Source organism: Paraburkholderia phytofirmans OLGA172, assembly GCF_001634365.1.
Lineage (GTDB): Bacteria > Pseudomonadota > Gammaproteobacteria > Burkholderiales > Burkholderiaceae > Paraburkholderia.
On sequence record NZ_CP014579.1, the window covers coordinates 1,202,914 to 1,223,849 of the forward strand.

The following is a 20,936-nucleotide window of genomic DNA, read 5'->3' on the forward strand; positions in this document are numbered from 1 at the left end:
TGTGGTTGCCTGCAGGGCATGAACCCGCTCGCATGACCTATGCAGACAAAACGCGAAGGCGCGTCGGCGTGCTCGTGCAACTCCTACGGATAGACCTCACGATGCAAACTCAAATGCGCAAGATCCCCGTCACCATCGTCACGGGCTTTCTCGGCAGCGGCAAGACCACGCTGCTGCGGCACATTCTTCAGCACGCGGGCGGCAAGCGCATCGCGGTGATCGTCAACGAGTTCGGCGAACTCGGCATCGACGGGGAAATCCTCAAGGGTTGCGGCATCGGTTGCGATGAAGACGGTGTCGAAACCGAAGGGCAACTGTATGAACTCGCGAACGGCTGCCTGTGCTGCACCGTGCAGGAAGAATTTTTCCCGGTGATGGAAAAGCTGGTGGAGCGCCGCGAGCAGATCGATCACGTGCTGATCGAAACCTCCGGTCTTGCATTGCCGAAGCCGCTGGTGCAGGCGTTCAACTGGCCGCAGATCAAGAATAGCTTTACTGTCGACGCGGTCGTCACCGTGGTAGATGGCCCGGCTGCAGCGAGCGGCCAGTTCGCCGACAACCCGGTCGCCGTGGATGCGCAACGCAAGGCCGATCCGAATCTCGACCACGAATCGCCGCTGCACGAATTGTTCGAAGACCAATTGTCGGCAGCCGATCTGGTGATTCTGAACAAAACCGATTTGCTCGACGAAGCGCGTCAAGCTTCTGTCGAAGCCGTCATTCGCGAAGAAATTCCGCCGCAAGTGAAGATCGTGCGTGCGCAAATGGGCCAGCTCGACCTGCATACGTTGCTGGGTCTCGAAGCGGCCTCGGAAGAAACGATCCACTTGCGCCACGATCACCATGGTTCGGCTGACGACGCCGATCACCACCACGATGAATTCGATTCGGTGGTGGTGCACGCGAATGTTTCGTCGCGCGAGGCCGTGATCGCAGCATTGCAAGGGCTCGTCGAAACGAACACGATTTACCGCGTGAAAGGGTTCGCGGCATTGCCGGGCGCGGCGATGCGTCTGGTGATCCAGGGCGTGGGCCGCCGTTTCGATAGTTACTTCGACCGGCGCTGGCAAGCGGGTGAAGCAGGCGAAGGCCAGCAAAGCCGCTTCGTGCTGATCGGCGAAGACCTCGACCAGGCCGCGCTGCAACAGGCATTCGACGCCGCCTTGGGCGCCGTGGCGAGCGCCCAGCCGCAACAGGCGTAACCGGTCATGCATCTGCTGCGCACCACGCCGGGCGGTTTTGTCGACGATACGCAAGGTGTGATCCGTATCGACCAGCAGCCCGCCGATATCGTGGTGCTCAGCTCCGCCGACACCACGCTGTCGCTGCTCGCGAGCGTGTTTCCGCGCCTGGGCGACGGTTTTCCGAGCGTGCGGCTCGCGAACGTCACGTATTTGCGGCAGCCGGCTTCGGTGGATTTCTATGTCGAAGACGTGCTGCAGCATGCGCGTGTCGTCGTGGTCGATCACCTTGGCGGCGAAGCGTACTGGCCGTACGGGATCGAACAGGTGGTCGCGCTCGCTGAGCGCAAGCAGCAGACGCTCGCGATGTTCTCCGGCGATCTGCAGGAGGACCCGAATCTGCTCGCGCGCAGCACCGCCGACGCCGATCTGTGTCATCAGCTATGGCGTTATCTGCGTGAAGGCGGCCCGCAGAATGCGGAGGCGTTCCTGCGCTGCATCGCGTACCGCTCGCTTGGCTGGGGTCGCGAGCCTGCGCCACCGCGCGCACTGCCCGCCGCAACGCTCTACCATCCCGAACGCGATTCACCGACCGTGGCCGACTGGCAGGCACGCTGGCGTAAGGGCGCACCGGTCGCTGCGATTCTCTTCTACAAGGCACATCTGCAAGCGGCCAACACGGCCGTGTTCGATGCGCTTATCGATGCGCTCGAAGCACAAGGCCTGAATCCGCTGCCGATCGCAATTACCTCGCTGAAAGATGCAATGAGCCGCGACGTCGTTCAGCGGCTGTGCGCGCAACATGATGTCGCGCTGGTGCTGAATACGACAGCATTCGCCGCGTCTGCGATCGACGACCCGGAGCCGCTTGCGCTCGCTGGCGACGCGCCGGTGATGCAGGTAATCCTGAGCGGCGGCAACCGCAAGGATTGGCTCAAGGACAATCAGGGCCTCAACTCGCGCGATATCGCCATGCATATCGCGCTGCCGGAGGTGGACGGCCGCATCATCACGCGGGCGATCAGTTTCAAGGGGCTTGCCTATCGTTGTCCGCACACCGAGGTCGATGTGGTCCGCTATCAACCGGACCTCGAACGCGTCGGTTTTCTGGCTGAACTGAGCCGCCGCTGGTGCCGTTTGCGCACGCTCGACAACGCGGACAAGAAACTCGCGCTGATCCTCGCCAACTATCCGATGAGCGAAGGGCGGATCGGCAATGGGGTGGGGCTCGATACGCCGGCCTCGGTTGTCGGTATTCTGTCCATGCTGCGCGATGAAGGTTATCGGTTAGGCGATTTGCCCGCTGACGGCGACGCGCTGTTGAAGAAGCTGACCGAAGGCGTGACCAACGATCCTGTGGTGCGAGACTTGCGGCCCGCGTTGCAAAGCCTGGCACTCGACGACTATCTTGTGTACTTCAACGCATTGCCGGCGGAAGCCCGCCATGCGCTGAACGCGCGCTGGGGTTCGCCCGACCAGGATCCGACGTTGCGGCGCGGCCGTTTCATGATCGCGGGCTGGCGCTGCGGGCAGGTGTTCGTCGGGATTCAGCCGTCGCGTTCTCGTGAACAGGGCGATTACGCGAGCTATCACGACGCTGAGCTCGTGCCGCCGCACGCGTATCTGGCGTTCTATTTCTGGCTGCGTCATCAGTTCGGCATTGATGCGGTCGTGCATGTCGGCAAGCACGGCAATCTCGAATGGCTGCCGGGCAAAAGCGTCGCATTGAGCGATGCCTGCTGGCCCGATCTGATTCTCGGGCCGATGCCGCATCTGTATCCGTTCATCGTCAACGATCCGGGCGAGGGCAGTCAGGCGAAGCGCCGCGCGCAAGCCGTCATCATCGATCACCTGATGCCGCCGCTCACGCGCGCCGAAACTTACGGGCCGTTGCAGGACCTCGAACGCCAGGTCGACGAATACTATGAAGCGCTGATGGTCGATCCACGCCGCTCGAAGCTGTTGAGGCGCACGATTCTCGCGACCATCGTCGAGCATAAGCTGCATGAAGAGCTGAGTCTCGCGGCGCCAACCGGTCAGGACGATGAGGACGTGCTGTTGACGCGCGTCGACGCCTGGCTGTGCGAGTTGAAGGAGGCGCAGATTCGCGATGGTTTGCATACATTCGGGCAATCGCCCGCTGGGGTGCAGCGGCGCGATACGTTGCTGGCTTTGGGACGCTTTCCGGTCGGCGATGGTCAGGGCGGCAAGGCCGGTTTGATCGATGCATTGGCGCGCGATCTGCAGATGGATCATCTGTTCGATCCGTTGTCGGTGGATTGGTCGGCGGCGTGGGACGGCCCACGTCCCGACGTTATGCAACGTGTGAGCGATGCGCCGTGGCGGCACAGCGGCGATACGCGCGAGCGCCTGGAGTTGTTGGCGGCTGAGATGTTGCGTGGCGTGTGTGGCGATGGGACGTCCGATGCGGTGCCGGCGGCTGGGACGTTGCCCCAAGCCGAACGTGTGATCGAACGCCTGCGCAACGACGTATTGCCGCGGCTCGACGCTTGCGGTCCGCAGGAAATGCTGCATCTGAAGCGCGGCCTTGAAGGGCGCTTCGTGCCGCCGGGGCCGAGCGGCTCGCCTTCGCGTGGACGGCCCGATGTGCTGCCTACCGGCCGCAACTTCTATTCGGTCGATACGCGCGCAGTGCCGACGCAGGCGGCGTGGTCGCTCGGTTTGAAATCCGCGCAGCAGTTGATCGAACGGCATCTGCAGGAAAAGGGCGACTACCCGAGAGCGATCGGGCTCTCGGTATGGGGCACGGCGACGATGCGCACCGGCGGCGACGATATTGCCCAGGCACTCGCTTTACTTGGCGTGCGGCCGAAGTGGGCGCCGGGAAGTCATCGCGTGACCGACTTCGAGATCATGCCGATCGAAGCGTTTGACCGGCCGCGTATCGATGTCACATTGCGCGTGTCCGGTTTTTTCCGCGATGCCTTCGCGAACGTGATGCATCTGTTCGACGCCGCCGTGCAGGCCGTGGCCGAACTCGACGAACCCGAAGACCTGAACCCGATCCGCGCGCGCGTGCTGCGCGAACGCGACGCGCTGGTTGCGCATGGCATGGACGCCACGGAGGCGCGCAAGCGCGCCGGCTGGCGCGTGTTCAGTGCGCGGCCCGGCGCTTATGGCGCGGGTCTGCAGGACATGATCGACTCGCAGCAATGGCAAACCGATGCCGATCTCGCGAACGCCTATCAGGCGTGGGGCGGTTACGCCTACACGCAGAAAGGCGTCGGCGAAGAAGCGCGCCACGCGTTCGGCACGCGTCTTGCCGCAATGGACGTGGTGCTGCAGAACCAGGACAACCGCGAGCACGACCTGCTCGATTCGAACGACTACTATCAGTTCCAGGGCGGCATGGTCGCGGCGGTGCGGCATCTGGCGGGCAATCAGCCGCAGATCTATCACGCGGACCATAGCAATCCGGCCGCGCCGCGCGTTCGCACGCTGCATGAAGAGATTGCGCGTGTGATCCGCTCGCGAGTGGTCAATCCGAAATGGCTCGACGGCGTGAAGCGCCACGGCTACAAGGGCGCTGCTGAAATCGCGGCGACGGTCGATTACCTCTACGGCTACGACGCGACCGCGCGGGTGGTCGCCGATCATCAATATGCGCTCGTTACCGATGCCTATCTGAACGACGCCGATACACGCGAGTTCTTGCAGCGGCACAATCCGCACGCCATGCATTCGATCTGCGAGCGTCTGCTCGAAGCGATGCAGCGCGGTCTGTGGCAAGCGCCCGGTGACTATCGCGCGCAAGTCGAACAGCATCTGCTCGCGAGCGAGCAGCAGATCGAAGGAATACAGACATGAACGCAGCAACCCAACGGCCCGCTTTTCCCTTTGCTGCGCTGATCGGGCAGACGCCGTTGCAGCAGGCGTTATTGCTGGCTGCGATCGATCCGGGTCTCGGCGGCGTGCTGGTGAGCGGGCCGCGCGGCACGGCGAAATCGACCGCGGCGCGCGCGCTCGCTGAGTTGTTGCCGGAGGGGCAACTGGTGAATTTGCCACTCGGCGCGAGTGAAGATCGTTTGATCGGCACGCTCGATGTCGAAACCGTATTGCGCGACGGCTCAGTGCGCTTTTCGCCTGGCTTGCTCGCGAAAGCGCATCGCGGCGTGCTGTATGTCGATGAAGTGAATCTGCTGCCCGACGCGCTCGTCGATGTGTTGCTCGATGCCGCTGCCAGTGGCGTGAACACCGTCGAACGCGATGGTGTCTCGCATAGTCACGATGCGAGCTTCGTGCTGATCGGCACAATGAATCCGGAAGAAGGCGAATTGCGGCCGCAACTGATCGATCGCTTCGGTTTGATGGTCGAATTGCAGAACTGTTTTGATCCGCAGGTGCGTCAGCAGATCGTCAAGGCACGTCTGGCGTTCGATCTCGATCCACAGGGTTTTCGAACTGGCTATACGCAGCAACAGGAAACCTACGTTCGGCGGATTCACGCGGCGCGTGAAGCGCTGTCGCATCTCGACTTCGACGACGCCGTGCATGCGCATGTCAGCGCGCTGTGCATCGACGCGGCGGTCGATGGCTTGCGTGCCGATCTCGTGATGCTGCGCGCGGCGCGGGCATTAGCTGCCTTTGAGCAGGCGGCTGCTGTCACGACAGAGCATGTCGGGCGGGTCGCCGAGGCGGTGCTGATACATCGGCGCCACGATCGCGAGACGCGTGCAGGTGGTGACGCGCGTGAGAGCGAAGCGCCGCGGCCGGCTGCTGACGATGCGAATGCCGCGCCTTCGCAAGCTTCGCAATCTTCGCAATCTTCTCAAGATGGAGCGTCAGACGCCGCTGCTGCCGATAGCGATTGGGGTTACTTGCCGCCGCAGCCCGCGGGCGTCGCGCAGGTCAAAGGCGTCATTCCGCTCAACGCAAAAAAACGCTGAGCCATCGGAAGGGCGCCGCCGCTGACACGCGCAGCGGTTTCCGATGGCGGCAAGGTGCGGATGCAGGTCCGCGTAGCCGTTTGCAAGGCGCGCCGGGCAAGCGCATTGCATGGCTGCCGACGCTCACCGCGATGCGTCAGGACACGCTGCGCGCCGAGCATCTGCGCTTCGTGCGCGAGGCGCCGCGGGGCGGTGTCCTGCATTGCTTTGTGCTCGATTGTTCGGGTTCCATGCTGGGCGGCCAGCGCCTCGCACTCGCCAAGGGTCTGCTGATTGCGTTGTTCGACCGCGCCAGTGCTGCGCGTGCCGAGGCGGCGCTGGTGTGTTTTGGCGGTGCTGGCGCCGATCTGCGTTTCGGTCCCGCCGTGCCGCGCTGGTGGAACGAGCGCTGGCTCAGGCCGGTGGGCGGAGGCGGTGGCACGCCGCTAGCGTCCGGCGTGCGTCAGGCGGCGCAGGTGCTGGAGCGCAGCGCCCGGCGCAAGCCCGCTCAGCAGCGCTGGCTGTGGATCCTGACCGACGGCCGCAGCGGCGATCAGCCGGCGCGGCCGCTCAACGCCGACGAAGTGGTATTCGTCAATTTCGAGCGGGGGGCGATACGGCTGGGTCGGTGCCAGACGCTTGCCGACGCATGGGACGCGGCGCTTTTTACACCGGAAGAATTGATCGTCTGAGTGGCACGCGCGCCATGTCACGCGTTTTCATTCGCCTAATTCGAACCGTTGGACCAATGCTGCACATCGTCCTGGCGGTCGAATACGAAGACTTTCATCGCCATTTGTTGCGCTGCATCGAGCTGATCGAGTTCGAGGCCATGGGTCGACGGCTCGCCCGGTGCACTGCCTTTCTGCACGTTGCGGATGGTGGCGGTCGTTTCGATCTCGGTTTGCAGTTCCGCCGAGTTGAGCCGAAAGGCGACGCGCAGTCGTTCGCCGACTGTACCGAGTGTCCATGAGGTGGTCAGCGACATGCCGAGTGCGCTGATGCTTTTGGCGAGGCCCAGACCTTGATATGAATCGCCCGTTTCACCGATGCCGAAGCGCACCGCGAGGTGCGCGTGGACGCGGATCGATTTGCGTTCGCGCAGGCGGCGGATCACGCCGGGTTTCGATAGCACCACGTAGTCGAATGGGGCGCGGCAAACTGCCTCGACCGTGCAGACGAAACGAAACACGGCGTGGCTCGCTATGGCGACGATCTCGACGTTTTCACCGAGGACTAGCGGGAGGATGCGGCCATCTTGCAGTGGCGGCGTGACGAAGAGCGCCTGGTTGGGCGCGAAGCCAATGATGCGGCATGGATGCATTGGCGCACCGCTGCCCAGCTGCGAGCGCATGCCTATTAATGCACCTATTGTCAGGTGCATCTCTTTTAGTGTGAGGTTGCCGGTGGTGTCGGCGGGGTGGCCGGTTTGGGGTTCCGGTTGCGTAGCCGCGTCCAGCAAGTCGCCGCGGTGCGGGTGGAAGTTGTCGAACAGGAATTTGCGCTCGTCCGTGGTCGCGAGGATGGTGCCTCGGGCGAAGAGGAGTGTGCCGTCGGAGTCGGCGATCGGCCAGTCGAGAGGGGTGCCTATTGGGACTGCTTCCAGCGTTAGGGGCGTTGATGAGGGGGCGGAGCTTGGGGCCACGGTTTGAGCTTTTGTCAGGGCTTCTGCGGGGTTTTCCATAGTCGGCGGCTAAATATGTTGCGGGATTACTTGTTTACGGCGGGGCTTGCTGGGAGCTTGAGGTTTTTTTGTTTGCCTGGGGTGGTGGTTTTCACTGATTTGGCTTCTTTGGCCTTTCCTTGATCTGTTATTGGTTTATTAGCGTTCGCCGCTGTGTGGGGCATCCATCTCCTCCGCGTCCTGTCGTGCGAGATCGCTCGATAACCTTCGCGTCTCTCGCTTGCAAAAAGTCGCAATCACTGGTACTGGCGCGAATTAACTCGGATACCTAAGCATTCTGGGGTGTCGCGAGCATAGGCTGTTTCAGTGCCTCTCAACTTTTTGAAAATAATTGCACAAAGGGGATTGACGACATGCCGACCTATCTCCATAATCTCGTTTCTCTGCTGCTGATGCAGCGACGCAGAACGAAGCGGTGCCGGGTGGTTGCGATGTGATGCAACGCGGTGCTGGTTCGGTAGTGAATGCGTAATCGATCTTTAAAAATTAACAGCCGATAAGTGTGGGTGCTTGATGCGCGACGCGCCGGTGGGTTCTTCGGAGTCTGCCGGGAAGCGAAAGTATCAAGTCTCACACTAGTATTAAAGGAAGGTTTTCCTGTTGGGGTGGATTCACACCGGCAGGATGATCATTCGTCAGTACGTTGAGTGAGCGACCGGGTTCGCAAGAGCCCGAAAAACAGTAACAGGTTTGAACTGAAGAGTTTGATCCTGGCTCAGATTGAACGCTGGCGGCATGCCTTACACATGCAAGTCGAACGGCAGCACGGGAGCAATCCTGGTGGCGAGTGGCGAACGGGTGAGTAATACATCGGAACGTGTCCTGTAGTGGGGGATAGCCCGGCGAAAGCCGGATTAATACCGCATACGCTCTACGGAGGAAAGGGGGGGATCTTAGGACCTCCCGCTACAGGGGCGGCCGATGGCAGATTAGCTAGTTGGTGGGGTAAAGGCCTACCAAGGCGACGATCTGTAGCTGGTCTGAGAGGACGACCAGCCACACTGGGACTGAGACACGGCCCAGACTCCTACGGGAGGCAGCAGTGGGGAATTTTGGACAATGGGCGAAAGCCTGATCCAGCAATGCCGCGTGTGTGAAGAAGGCCTTCGGGTTGTAAAGCACTTTTGTCCGGAAAGAAAACCTCTGGGTTAATACCCCGGGGGGATGACGGTACCGGAAGAATAAGCACCGGCTAACTACGTGCCAGCAGCCGCGGTAATACGTAGGGTGCAAGCGTTAATCGGAATTACTGGGCGTAAAGCGTGCGCAGGCGGTCCGCTAAGACAGATGTGAAATCCCCGGGCTTAACCTGGGAACTGCATTTGTGACTGGCGGGCTAGAGTATGGCAGAGGGGGGTAGAATTCCACGTGTAGCAGTGAAATGCGTAGAGATGTGGAGGAATACCGATGGCGAAGGCAGCCCCCTGGGCCAATACTGACGCTCATGCACGAAAGCGTGGGGAGCAAACAGGATTAGATACCCTGGTAGTCCACGCCCTAAACGATGTCAACTAGTTGTTGGGTCTTCATTGACTTAGTAACGTAGCTAACGCGTGAAGTTGACCGCCTGGGGAGTACGGTCGCAAGATTAAAACTCAAAGGAATTGACGGGGACCCGCACAAGCGGTGGATGATGTGGATTAATTCGATGCAACGCGAAAAACCTTACCTACCCTTGACATGTATGGAATCCTGCTGAGAGGTGGGAGTGCCCGAAAGGGAGCCATAACACAGGTGCTGCATGGCTGTCGTCAGCTCGTGTCGTGAGATGTTGGGTTAAGTCCCGCAACGAGCGCAACCCTTGTCCCTAGTTGCTACGCAAGAGCACTCTAGGGAGACTGCCGGTGACAAACCGGAGGAAGGTGGGGATGACGTCAAGTCCTCATGGCCCTTATGGGTAGGGCTTCACACGTCATACAATGGTCGGAACAGAGGGTCGCCAACCCGCGAGGGGGAGCCAATCCCAGAAAACCGATCGTAGTCCGGATCGCACTCTGCAACTCGAGTGCGTGAAGCTGGAATCGCTAGTAATCGCGGATCAGCATGCCGCGGTGAATACGTTCCCGGGTCTTGTACACACCGCCCGTCACACCATGGGAGTGGGTTTTACCAGAAGTGGCTAGTCTAACCGCAAGGAGGACGGTCACCACGGTAGGATTCATGACTGGGGTGAAGTCGTAACAAGGTAGCCGTATCGGAAGGTGCGGCTGGATCACCTCCTTTCTCGAGCTAACGTGTCAAACGTTGAGCGCTCACGCTTATCGGCTGTGAAATTAGACAGTAAGTCAGACAGACTGAGGGGTCTGTAGCTCAGTCGGTTAGAGCACCGTCTTGATAAGGCGGGGGTCGATGGTTCGAATCCATCCAGACCCACCATTGTCTTGTCTGCGATGGCTGCGCTAGTCGATGAACCCCGAAGTGTGATGATGATCTGTGCATGACTGGGGGATTAGCTCAGCTGGGAGAGCACCTGCTTTGCAAGCAGGGGGTCGTCGGTTCGATCCCGTCATCCTCCACCAATCTTCAATGCTGGTTTATCTGCAGCGCACGTTGAAAGGCGTTTGCGGTGTAGTGAAACAAGCATTGGCGATTGAGCCAGTCAGAGTGATATGAAGCAGAGCTTTATATCGGCTGTCGTTCTTTAACAATCAGGAAGAAGTAGTAAAGAGATTCACGAAAGATCACTTAGAGATGGGTGATTGAGTAGGTGAATCAGGGTTGTGATTGTATCAATGTATGAAAAGGTGATCGAAAGATTGCCTTGGAATACGGCGCAACACGAATACTCAACCTGTAGCGATTGTGGCGAGCGTTGCATTCCCAGTGGATGCGACATGAGACACACCCGTTATAGGGTCAAGCGAACAAGTGCATGTGGTGGATGCCTTGGCGATCACAGGCGATGAAGGACGCGGTAGCCTGCGAAAAGCGGTGGGGAGCTGGCAAACGAGCTTTGATCCACCGATATCCGAATGGGGAAACCCACTCCTTATGGAGTATCCATAGCTGAATACATAGGCTATGCGAAGCGAACGCGGTGAACTGAAACATCTAAGTAACCGCAGGAAAAGAAATCAACCGAGATTCCCAGAGTAGTGGCGAGCGAAATGGGATCAGCCTGTACTCTTTATCTTCATTGTTAGTCGAAGGCTCTGGAAAGTGCCGCCATAGCAGGTGATAGCCCTGTAGACGAAAACAGCGAGGAAGAACTAGGTGTACGACAAGTAGGGCGGGACACGTGAAATCCTGTCTGAAGATGGGGGGACCATCCTCCAAGGCTAAATACTCGTGATCGACCGATAGTGAACCAGTACCGTGAGGGAAAGGCGAAAAGAACCCCGGGAGGGGAGTGAAATAGATCCTGAAACCGCATGCATACAAACAGTCGGAGCCTTTGAAAGAGGGTGACGGCGTACCTTTTGTATAATGGGTCAGCGACTTACATTCAGTGGCAAGCTTAACCGATTAGGGCAGGCGTAGCGAAAGCGAGTCCGAACAGGGCGTTCAGTCGCTGGGTGTAGACCCGAAACCAGGTGATCTATCCATGGCCAGGATGAAGGTGCGGTAACACGTACTGGAGGTCCGAACCCACTAACGTTGAAAAGTTAGGGGATGAGCTGTGGATAGGGGTGAAAGGCTAAACAAACCTGGAAATAGCTGGTTCTCTCCGAAAACTATTTAGGTAGTGCCTCGTGTATCACCTTCGGGGGTAGAGCACTGTCATGGTTGTGGGGTCCATTGCGGATTACTACGCCATAGCAAACTCCGAATACCGAAGAGTGCAATCACGGGAGACAGACATCGGGTGCTAACGTCCGGTGTCAAGAGGGAAACAACCCAGACCGCCAGCTAAGGTCCCCAAATATTGCTAAGTGGGAAACGAAGTGGGAAGGCTAAAACAGTCAGGAGGTTGGCTTAGAAGCAGCCATCCTTTAAAGAAAGCGTAATAGCTCACTGATCGAGTCGTCCTGCGCGGAAGATGTAACGGGGCTAAGCAATATACCGAAGCTGCGGATGCACATTTATGTGCATGGTAGGAGAGCGTTCCGTAAGCCTGCGAAGGTGCATTGAAAAGTGCGCTGGAGGTATCGGAAGTGCGAATGCTGACATGAGTAGCGATAAAGGGGGTGAAAGGCCCCCTCGCCGTAAGCCCAAGGTTTCCTACGCAACGTTCATCGGCGTAGGGTGAGTCGGCCCCTAAGGCGAGGCAGAAATGCGTAGCTGATGGGAAGCAGGTTAATATTCCTGCACCATTGTTAAATGCGATGGGGGGACGGATCGCGGAAGGTTGTCCGGGTGTTGGAAGTCCCGGTCCTTGCATTGGAGAAGGCGCTTAGGCAAATCCGGGCGCGGAATTCAAGGGTGCGAGGCCATTCACTTAGGTGAAGAAGCAACTGGAAGTGGTTCCAAGAAAAGCCTCTAAGCTTCAGTTTAACAAGACCGTACCGCAAACCGACACAGGTGGGCGAGATGAGTATTCTAAGGCGCTTGAGAGAACTCGGGAGAAGGAACTCGGCAAATTGGTACCGTAACTTCGGGATAAGGTACGCCCCTGTAGCTTGACTGGCCTGCGCCAGGAGGGTGAAGGGGTTGCAATAAACTGGTGGCTGCGACTGTTTAATAAAAACACAGCACTCTGCAAACACGAAAGTGGACGTATAGGGTGTGACGCCTGCCCGGTGCCGGAAGATTAAATGATGGGGTGCAAGCTCTTGATTGAAGTCCCGGTAAACGGCGGCCGTAACTATAACGGTCCTAAGGTAGCGAAATTCCTTGTCGGGTAAGTTCCGACCTGCACGAATGGCGTAACGATGGCCACACTGTCTCCTCCCGAGACTCAGCGAAGTTGAAGTGTTTGTGATGATGCAATCTCCCCGCGGCTAGACGGAAAGACCCCATGAACCTTTACTGTAGCTTTGCATTGGACTTTGAACCGGTCTGTGTAGGATAGGTGGGAGGCTTTGAAGCGTGGACGCCAGTCTGCGTGGAGCCGCCCTTGAAATACCACCCTGGTTTGTTTGAGGTTCTAACCTTGGTCCGTTATCCGGACTGGGGACAGTGCATGGTAGGCAGTTTGACTGGGGCGGTCTCCTCCCAAAGTGTAACGGAGGAGTACGAAGGTACGCTAGGTACGGTCGGAAATCGTGCTGATAGTGCAATGGCATAAGCGTGCTTAACTGCGAGACCGACAAGTCGAGCAGGTGCGAAAGCAGGTCATAGTGATCCGGTGGTTCTGTATGGAAGGGCCATCGCTCAACGGATAAAAGGTACTCTGGGGATAACAGGCTGATACCGCCCAAGAGTTCATATCGACGGCGGTGTTTGGCACCTCGATGTCGGCTCATCTCATCCTGGGGCTGTAGCCGGTCCCAAGGGTATGGCTGTTCGCCATTTAAAGAGGTACGTGAGCTGGGTTTAAAACGTCGTGAGACAGTTTGGTCCCTATCTGCCGTGGGCGCTGGATATTTGAAGGGGGCTGCTCCTAGTACGAGAGGACCGGAGTGGACGAACCTCTGGTGTACCGGTTGTCACGCCAGTGGCATCGCCGGGTAGCTATGTTCGGAAGAGATAACCGCTGAAAGCATCTAAGCGGGAAACTCGCCTTAAGATGAGATATCCCCGGGGCTTCGAGCCCCTTGAAGGGTCGTTCAAGACCAGGACGTTGATAGGTCAGGTGTGGAAGCGCAGTAATGCGTTAAGCTAACTGATACTAATTGCCCGTAAGGCTTGATCCTATAACAGGTGTGTGTCGGCAGCCGTTAGTGCTTCAGCACTTATGGATGCCCCATCCTGCGCCATGCGCAGGGTCTTGAGACCACATGCACAGGTTGAGATCGATGTTGTGCCTCGAACAACACAGCCCGAGCTTGCTGAAAGCTCCTCTGGTGAGCATCACCAGAAACTACTTCTTCCAGATTGGTTGTGTTGACAAAGTCAACACGACAACAAGTCATGCCTGATGACCATAGCGAGTCGGTCCCACCCCTTCCCATCCCGAACAGGACCGTGAAACGACTCCACGCCGATGATAGTGCGGATTCCCGTGTGAAAGTAGGTAATCGTCAGGCTCCCCAGCATGTCCAGAAACCCCACCCCACAAAGGTGGGGTTTTTGCGTTTACGACCGTAAAAAGTGGCGGTAAATAACGGGCGTAAAAAAGGGTGCAAATCGCCATGGCCGTAGTGGGCTCCCCGATTCGAGCAAAAAAGCGGGTACGTTACTCCTTCCCGATCCGGATCGCGTTCGCGTAACCCGTCAGCTCCAGATAGGCCCGTCCGACGTCCGCGCCGTCGCGGCTCACCCGCACGGCACCTTCCCAATACACTGCGCCGGTCGATTGACGAGAGTCGAGTTCCTGGTCGTCCATTAACGGATCGAGGCGCCACGTAAGCGCGCCGGTTTTGACCATCATCGAGACGGGATATAACGTGTTCGTGCGTGGCGAGCGCCATGTGCGAAGCGGAATGAAGTCGACCTGATCGCGGCTAAACGTCGTCACCTGACCGTCGCGATTTCTGAGCGCTGCATGTGCCCATACCGCGTGTCCATCGCGACTGCGGACTTTGAATGCCATCAAGGCTGAACCATCCGTCAGGTTGGCGCCGAGCCAATCCCATCCGACCGCGTTGGTATCGAGCAGCGTGCTCGACCATTCGTGATCGAGCCATGCCGCGCCGGTAACGGCCGTTTCGCCCGTCGATTTGCTGCCTGCCGCGACTGGTCGAACTACGCTGCCGCTCACGCGCAAGTGCGGCTCGCTGTAGTAATAGCTCGCCTGCTCGGGCCGCGGACCTTTGCGGGAGTAGCCGTGTTCGCCCTGGAGCAAGGGCGCTTGCGTTGGCATCAGCGAAAGATGCAGCGCGAAATTCCCGGCATCGACTTCAACGTCGTAGTGGCCGTCCCGGGCACGGATGATTTTCCATGCCTCGAGTTTCACGTCGGTAGTGTCCGGCTTCGCATACGCCAGCCCGAAGCCTTGGCGACCAATGCGCTGATCGTGTGTCAGATGACCTAGCGCAGGATCGCTTAACGCGGCATGAGCAATGATCAATTGCGAAGGTGCGAACGCACTCGGGTCCGCTGGCTCGTGACCGGTCGCCGAGCGAAAGAACGTGATCTGGAAACCGAGCGGCTGATTGTCCGGTGTCGTGAGCCAACCTGTTGCGTACCACCACTCGGTGCGAAAAGCCGCGTGTGCGCCGGTGTCTTGCGGCAGCACAATCGGATGCGCCGGCGTGACCGCTGCAAAAGCGGGTGTCGCGGCGACCGCAGAGGCGGTAGCCATCAAACCTATGCAAAGCAACGCCGCATGAATCGTAGCGCTCAGTCGCCGTGCACTTGCCAAGCGGCGCAGCGCAGCCGATGACTTGTTTCGAATGCTGTGCGCCAGGCAGATGCGACCGGCTCGATAAGAGCGTACGGCCATTTGGTACGTCATTTGATACGCCGGTTGATACGCCGGTTGATATGTCGGTTGATATGTCGGTTGATATGTCGGTTGATACGTCGGTTGATACGTCGGCTGATATGTCGGTTGATACGTCGGTTGATACGTCGCTCGATTCGTCGACCCATGCGCCGCGTCATACACCGATTCTCGTGTCATCTCACGCGACGACCTGTCCATCACCAATCCTCCTTCACCGCGCGCACCGCATCCACCGACACCGCGCCTCGTCCCGCAATCACCGCTGTCGAACACGACGAAGCCAGCATTACCAACGCCACCGTGCCGAGCACGGTCCATGGAACGTGCAGCGACATGCTCCAATGAAACGACTGCGGATTGACGACGAACACAAGGATCAGACTGATCGCGAAGCCGAGAACGAAGCCCATCGCGATACCGCAAGCGGTGAGCATCCCGCCTTCGAGTGCGAGAATCGCGAGAATCTGCGAACGGGTCACACCTACATGCCGCAGCATGCCGAACTCGCGGGCCCGTGCGAGTGTCTGTGCAGAAAACGTCGCCGCGACGCCGAACAGGCCGATGACGATCGCAACCCCCTCGAGAAGATAGGTGACGGCAAAACTTCGATCGAAAATAACCAGCGTACGCGCGCGGATTTCGCCCGGTTGCGACAGGTCCAGCGATGCACCGAAGGGCAGTGCACGCAGGCCGGCAATCACGCGTTCGACGCTCGTTCCCGGTTGAACGGCGACCGCCACATCCGTGGCGCCGGTGTCGGCGGTTAGACGCCGGTAATCCGAACGCCGTATCTGGATCGCGCCGGTCTGACGCACGTAATCACGCCAGATGCCGGCCACAACGAACACGTGGCCGCGCTCGCCGAGCGGCAACAGCACGCGCTGGCCAAGCTTATATCCATACAGATCGACCATTGCTTCGGATACCCAAACAGGTGTCTCGCCCGCATGCAACACGGAAGGCGGCAGCACCGCCCCATTCATCTGCAGATTCGCGCCTGGATCGGCGGCGTCGATTTCACGCGCGAGCACGGCGACATCAGGCCGTGCAGGGTCGAGCGTGAGATGCGAGGTGCGGGCAAACGCGGCGGTCTTGATGCCGGGCACCCTGCGCAGCAGAGTCTGTTCGTCGGGGCGCAAGCCGCCGGTGTCACCGTTCGGCGCCGCGCGAACGTACAGATCGGCCGAGAGCAGATGACCCAACCAGTCTTCGACAGAAACGCGGAAGCTGGCCACCATGATCGCCATCGCGACGATCAATGCGAAGCTCGACAGCACGCCGCCCATCGCAATCGATGCATGGCCCGGCGCATTCGCGAGACGCGTCAGCGCGAGCGTGCTGGCCGCGCCGGCACGCCGCCGCGCGCCGAAAGCACGGCTCGCCGCGCCGAATATGAAGGCGGTCACGCGCGGCATCAGCGCAATCCCGCCAACCAGTAACAGCGCAACGGCCAGATAGCCGCCGACAGGTGCATCGAACAGCGGCGGCAGCTGGGTGAGCACGGCGGCAATCAGCAGACAGGCCAAAGCGGGCCACGGCGTAGCGAGTCGTGCCAGCGCGCCTTCTTCGGCACCGGCTTTGAGCGCCGCCGCGGGCCGCGCATGCGCCGCCTCCAATGCGGGGGCAAGACTGCCTAATACCGAAACAGCGACGCCGAGTGTCAGAAACAGTGCGGTCGCCAGCGGTTCGAAGCCAACCTGCGGTTGCACGCCGGGAAAGTAGCCGCCGCCCAGATCGCTGCCGAAAAAGCGCAACGCTCCGCTCGCCAGCGCATAGCCGAGCGCGAGTCCGGACAGCGAGCCGAGCAGGCCGAGCAGCGCACCTTCCATCAGGATCTGGCGCAACAACTGGCCACGCGTCAGTCCAAGCACGCGCAGCATCGCGAACTGGGCACGGCGTCGCACCACACCCAGCGCCTGCGTCGAAAACACGAGGAAGGCGCCGGTGAAAAGCGCCACCAGCGCGAGCACGTTCATATTGATCCGATAGGCGCGCGACAGGCGATCGGTGCGGCTTTGCGCATCGCGCGTCTCGGAGATCACCCACCGGCTGCCGAGCCGCGCTTGCAGTTCACGCTTGAAGCGCTCGCGATCGACACCGCGTTCGAGTTGCACGTCGATGCGCGACAGCTTGCCCACCTTGCCGAACTTCCACTGAGCGGCGGCAATATCCATCACCGCGAGCCGCTGCCCCGGCCGGGTTCTCACGAGACCGCCGGCCACGCGCAAATGCACGATCGACGTGCCGTTTCGCAGCGCGACGTCATCGCCGATCTTCACCTTCAGCCATTGCTGCGCCGCCGCCGAGAGAAACACCGTATCAGCTGCGAGCGTATCGAACGGCCGTTGCGGCGACGGCACGCCGATCAGATCAGGCGCAATGCGGCTTGCCTTGAAGACGTCGATGCCGAGCACGGGCAGCGCGGCGCTCTGATCCGGCACGGTGACATCGAGAGAGAGTACGGGACTCGCCAGCGCTACACCAGGCTCAGTCGCCAAACGCGGATAGATGGACTCGTCGAATAGCGGTTGTGCTCCGCGCACCTGCAGATCGGCCTCGCCCGAGAGGCTGCGTGCCGCCGCCGAGAATTCATTGAAGGCCGCGCTGTTGATCAATTGAACGGCGTAGCCAAGCGCGACGCCGAGCGCGATCGTTGCAACTGCAACCAGTGCGCGTCCGCGGTGACTGCGCCACTCGGCGCCCAACAGCCAACGCGCGAGCCTGCGATGACCTCGCATTCGCTGCAGCGGGCGTGGGTCAGCGTGCATCATCGGCTGAACGTGCAGTGGATCGAGAGTCGGGGGGGCGAGCCGGGAAACAGGTTGCGTCCGGACGATGGGTGCAAACCGCCGTCGCTCAGAATCAGGATGCGGTCCGCCACTGCCGCGGCTGCCTCCGAGTGCGTGACCATGATGGTGGCCGCACCGGTTGCCTTGCTTTGCGTGCGGAACAGGCCGAGGACCTCATGTGCGGTATCGGGATCAAGGTTGCCGGTGGGCTCGTCGGCAAGAATCAGTTTCGGACGATGCACGAGCGCACGCGCAATGGCGACGCGCTGCAACTCGCCGCCCGACAGTTGCCGCGGGAAATCATCGCCACGGCCGCTCAAACCAACGGCCGCGAGCATATCGAGCGCGCCGGCCGTGGGTAGATTGTTGAGCAGCAGCGGCAGAGCGACATTCTGCGCAAGTGTCAGATGAGGCAGTACGTGAAACGCCTGGAACACGAAACCCAGTTTTTGCCGACGCAAGCGCGTCGCCGCGTTGTCATCCAGACGCGAGACCGTGCTGCCGTCGATGATCACGTCGCCGCTATCCGCGCTGTCGAGCCCTGCAATGAGATTCAACAGCGTCGATTTGCCGACGCCGGAGTCACCCATGATCGCGACGAATTCACCCGGCGCGAGCGTGAAATCCAGGTGTGCCAGCACGACGCGGCCGGCGCCATAGGTCTTGCCAAGCTCGCGGCATTCGAGCGCGGGAACGACACCTTCATCACGAAGTACCATGCGGTATCCGGTAAGTCTGGCCGGTGAGGGCGGCATCCAGCCGTGCGAAGAAACTACCGTGCTGCGCACGAGCATTGGCCACTGAACCGCCGAAGTATATTCGGGTTCTGTAAGGTTCGCAGGCGCGTGCCGCCATTAGTTGAACCCCGTCTGAAAGCAGGTGGATGAGTGGCTCGCGCGGGTCGTGTTTGGCGCGCACGGACGCTTCTTTAGAGTGCCGGAACAAAAAAATTTTCGGTTCACGGACGCGCTGGATTTTCTCCGGTTGCTCGAAATCGGCGTTGATGGAACGTCAGGCACTTGCATGAACCATTCCAGTGCATTCATTGCGTGGGAGTGTTCGTGCAAGACTGGCTGATCAACCGTCAACTGCCTTCTTCTGCATGCAAAAAGCATTGCGAATATCCTGTCAGGATGAATTTGTGCGCCCGCACATTTTTCGGCGTTTCGCAAGGCCACGCGTGGCAAAAATGCGTTACCAACGGCGTTACAGTGTTGTTGCGCTGCAAAAGTATTCTTATCTTGGTAATCTCCCACCTTGGTCATTCGACTGCGGGTAAACGTGAAGCGAGCCGTACCGTTTCAACGTCGATTTCAGCGAAATTGAGCCTACATATCCATTTCAATGCTTTCGTTTTTGAAGGTATTGAAGCGGCGTTTTGTATTTCAAGTTTTCAACCGAACACATGCCATTGCCTCCGCTTCTTAGCCTACTCATCTGGATCCCTATTGTTGCCGGCCTGGTGGTTTTGCGTGCCGGATCTGACGCGACACGTAGCCGCACGCGATGGCTCGCGCTGATCGGCGCGGTAGCGGGTTTCGTGCCGGTGATTCCGCTCGTGTCGAATTTCCGCAACGACGTGACGTCGATGCAGTTCGTCGAGAACGCCCGCTGGTCGCCTACGTTCGATATTGCGTGGCATGTGGGGGTGGATGGGATTTCGCTGTGGCTCGTCGCGTTGACCGCGCTGACTACGATCATCATCGTGGTCGCCTCGTGGGAGTCGATCACCGAGCGCACCGCGCAGTACTTCGGCTCATTCCTGATGCTGTCGGGGTTCATGCAGGGCGTGTTCACGTCGATGGACGGCATGCTGTTCTTCATCTCGTTCGAAGCGACGCTGATTCCGCTGTACTTGCTGATCGGTACATGGGGCAATTCGAACCGCTCGTATGCCGCGGTGAAGTTCTTCTTCGTCTCGTTCCTCGGCTCGCTGATGATGCTGATGTCGATGCTGTACCTGTACAGCCAGACGCACAGCTTCGACCTCGCGCTGTGGCGTGAAACTCACCTCGGCACCTGGGCGCAGGTCCTGGTCTTCCTCGGCTTCCTTGCCGCGTTCGGTGTGAAGGTGCCGATGTGGCCGCTGCATACGTGGCTGCCGGACGTCCACCTCGACGGCCCGACCGGCGCCGCCGTGATGATCGGGATGCTCAAGCTGGGCGGTTATGGTCTGCTGCGTTTCGCGCTGCCGATCGCTCCGCAAGCCAGTCACTTCTTCGCGCCGATGATGATCACGCTGTCGCTGATCGCGGTGATCTATTCGAGCCTGCTGGCACTCGTGCAGACCGACATGCGCCGCTTGCTCGCGTATTCGACGATTTCGCACATGGGTCTCGTGACGCTCGGCCTGTTCGTTTTCAACCGTATCGGCCAGGCCGGCGCAATCGTGCAGATGCTGTCGTACGGCGTGGTTTCCGGCGCGATGCTGCTGTGCACGGGCATGCTCTATGACCGCACGAAGACCGCTTCGATCGCCGAATACGGCGGCGTCGCCAATACCATGCCGCGCTTTGCCGCGTTCGTGATGCTGTTCTCGATGGCCAATATCGGCTTGCCGGGTACCTCGGGTTTTGTCGGCGAGTTCATGGTGTTGATGGGCACGATCCGCTTCAATTTCTGGATTGGCGCGATCGCAGCCTCCACGTTGGTCCTGAGCGCGGCCTACACGCTGTGGATGTACAAGCGCGTGATTTTCGGCGCGATTGCCAACGCACGCGTTGCGAAGCTGCAAGACCTCGGCAGGCGTGAGTTCGTGTTGCTCGGCGCGATGGCTTTGCTGGTGCTGGCCATCGGCATCAATCCGAAGCCGTTCACCGATGCGATCGACCCTTCGGTCGGTACGCTGCTGGCTCAATCGGAACGAAGCGTACATCCTTCGGACTCCGCACCGGCCGACGGTGGCGAGCATCTGCAGGCGGCGGCGCCTACTGCCGTCGCGGCACGCACGCCGGGCTGATCAACACA

9 protein-coding genes, 2 tRNA genes, 3 rRNA genes and 1 pseudogene are annotated in these 20,936 nt (G+C 59.8%); 11 read left to right on the forward strand and 4 right to left on the reverse strand.

Going from position 1 to position 20,936, the window contains the following annotated elements; translation table 11 throughout:
• The first annotated feature begins 101 nt into the window (after positions 1 to 101).
• From cobW to AYM40_RS25530, 4 genes are all read left to right on the forward strand, one after another.
• Positions 102 to 1,202 (forward strand): cobalamin biosynthesis protein CobW, encoded by a 1,101-nt coding sequence (gene cobW / locus AYM40_RS25515; RefSeq protein ID WP_181448463.1) that lies wholly within the window; start codon positions 102 to 104, stop codon positions 1,200 to 1,202.
• 6 nt (positions 1,203 to 1,208) lie between these two features.
• Positions 1,209 to 5,009, forward strand: coding sequence for a cobaltochelatase subunit CobN (gene cobN / locus AYM40_RS25520; protein ID WP_063498969.1), 3,801 nt, complete (start codon positions 1,209 to 1,211; stop codon positions 5,007 to 5,009).
• Entirely contained in the window at positions 5,006 to 6,088 is a 1,083-nt protein-coding gene (locus tag AYM40_RS25525) for an ATP-binding protein (protein ID WP_063498970.1), read from the forward strand. Before cobN ends, AYM40_RS25525 begins: the two co-directional genes overlap by 4 nt.
• Positions 6,089 to 6,219: 131 nt before the next feature.
• On the forward strand, positions 6,220 to 6,759 hold the full coding sequence (locus AYM40_RS25530; RefSeq protein WP_420488518.1) for a vWA domain-containing protein: 540 nt from the start codon (positions 6,220 to 6,222) through the stop codon (positions 6,757 to 6,759).
• A 35-nt stretch (positions 6,760 to 6,794) separates the two neighbouring features.
• Here the strand turns inward: AYM40_RS25530 and AYM40_RS25535 are convergent, their stop codons facing one another.
• Positions 6,795 to 7,751: a flagellar brake protein gene (locus AYM40_RS25535; RefSeq protein WP_063498972.1), complete on the reverse strand. Its 957-nt coding sequence runs from the start codon at positions 7,749 to 7,751 to the stop codon at positions 6,795 to 6,797.
• A gap of 692 nt (positions 7,752 to 8,443) precedes the next feature.
• On the opposite strand from AYM40_RS25535, the gene AYM40_RS25540 reads away from it, so the two are divergent.
• The 5 genes from AYM40_RS25540 to rrf all read left to right on the forward strand — a co-directional run bounded on the left by AYM40_RS25540 (position 8,444) and on the right by rrf (position 13,819).
• A 16S ribosomal RNA gene (locus tag AYM40_RS25540) occupies positions 8,444 to 9,974 on the forward strand.
• Positions 9,975 to 10,050: 76 nt separating this feature from the next.
• A tRNA-Ile gene (locus AYM40_RS25545) sits at positions 10,051 to 10,127 on the forward strand.
• A 67-nt stretch (positions 10,128 to 10,194) separates the two neighbouring features.
• Positions 10,195 to 10,270, forward strand: a tRNA-Ala gene (locus AYM40_RS25550).
• 335 nt (positions 10,271 to 10,605) lie between these two features.
• A 23S ribosomal RNA gene (locus tag AYM40_RS25555) occupies positions 10,606 to 13,486 on the forward strand.
• Positions 13,487 to 13,706: 220 nt separating this feature from the next.
• Positions 13,707 to 13,819: ribosomal RNA gene (gene rrf / locus AYM40_RS25560) — 5S ribosomal RNA — on the forward strand.
• The 16S, 23S and 5S rRNA genes sit together here with 2 tRNA genes alongside, the layout of an rRNA operon.
• Before the next feature lie 149 nt (positions 13,820 to 13,968).
• Here rrf and AYM40_RS25565 read toward each other — a convergent pair.
• The 3 genes and pseudogenes from AYM40_RS25565 to AYM40_RS25575 all read right to left on the reverse strand — a co-directional run bounded on the left by AYM40_RS25565 (position 13,969) and on the right by AYM40_RS25575 (position 18,688).
• Complete coding sequence (locus AYM40_RS25565; RefSeq protein ID WP_063500693.1) at positions 13,969 to 15,036, reverse strand: lipocalin-like domain-containing protein; 1,068 nt, start codon at positions 15,034 to 15,036, stop codon at positions 13,969 to 13,971.
• A 341-nt stretch (positions 15,037 to 15,377) separates the two neighbouring features.
• Entirely contained in the window at positions 15,378 to 17,951 is a 2,574-nt protein-coding gene (locus tag AYM40_RS25570) for an FtsX-like permease family protein (RefSeq protein WP_420488509.1), read from the reverse strand.
• Positions 17,938 to 18,688: pseudogene (locus tag AYM40_RS25575) on the reverse strand (ABC transporter ATP-binding protein). The gene AYM40_RS25570 and the pseudogene AYM40_RS25575 overlap by 14 nt, the downstream one beginning before the upstream one ends.
• 342 nt (positions 18,689 to 19,030) lie before the next feature.
• Between AYM40_RS25575 and AYM40_RS41760 the strand changes: the two are divergent.
• Both AYM40_RS41760 and AYM40_RS25580 read left to right on the forward strand, forming a co-directional pair.
• Complete coding sequence (locus AYM40_RS41760) at positions 19,031 to 19,489, forward strand: hypothetical protein (RefSeq protein ID WP_162493830.1); 459 nt, start codon at positions 19,031 to 19,033, stop codon at positions 19,487 to 19,489.
• Positions 19,375 to 20,928 (forward strand): NADH-quinone oxidoreductase subunit M, encoded by a 1,554-nt coding sequence (locus AYM40_RS25580; RefSeq protein WP_063500695.1) that lies wholly within the window; start codon positions 19,375 to 19,377, stop codon positions 20,926 to 20,928. The genes AYM40_RS41760 and AYM40_RS25580 overlap by 115 nt, the downstream gene beginning before the upstream one ends.
• Positions 20,929 to 20,936 lie beyond the last annotated feature (8 nt).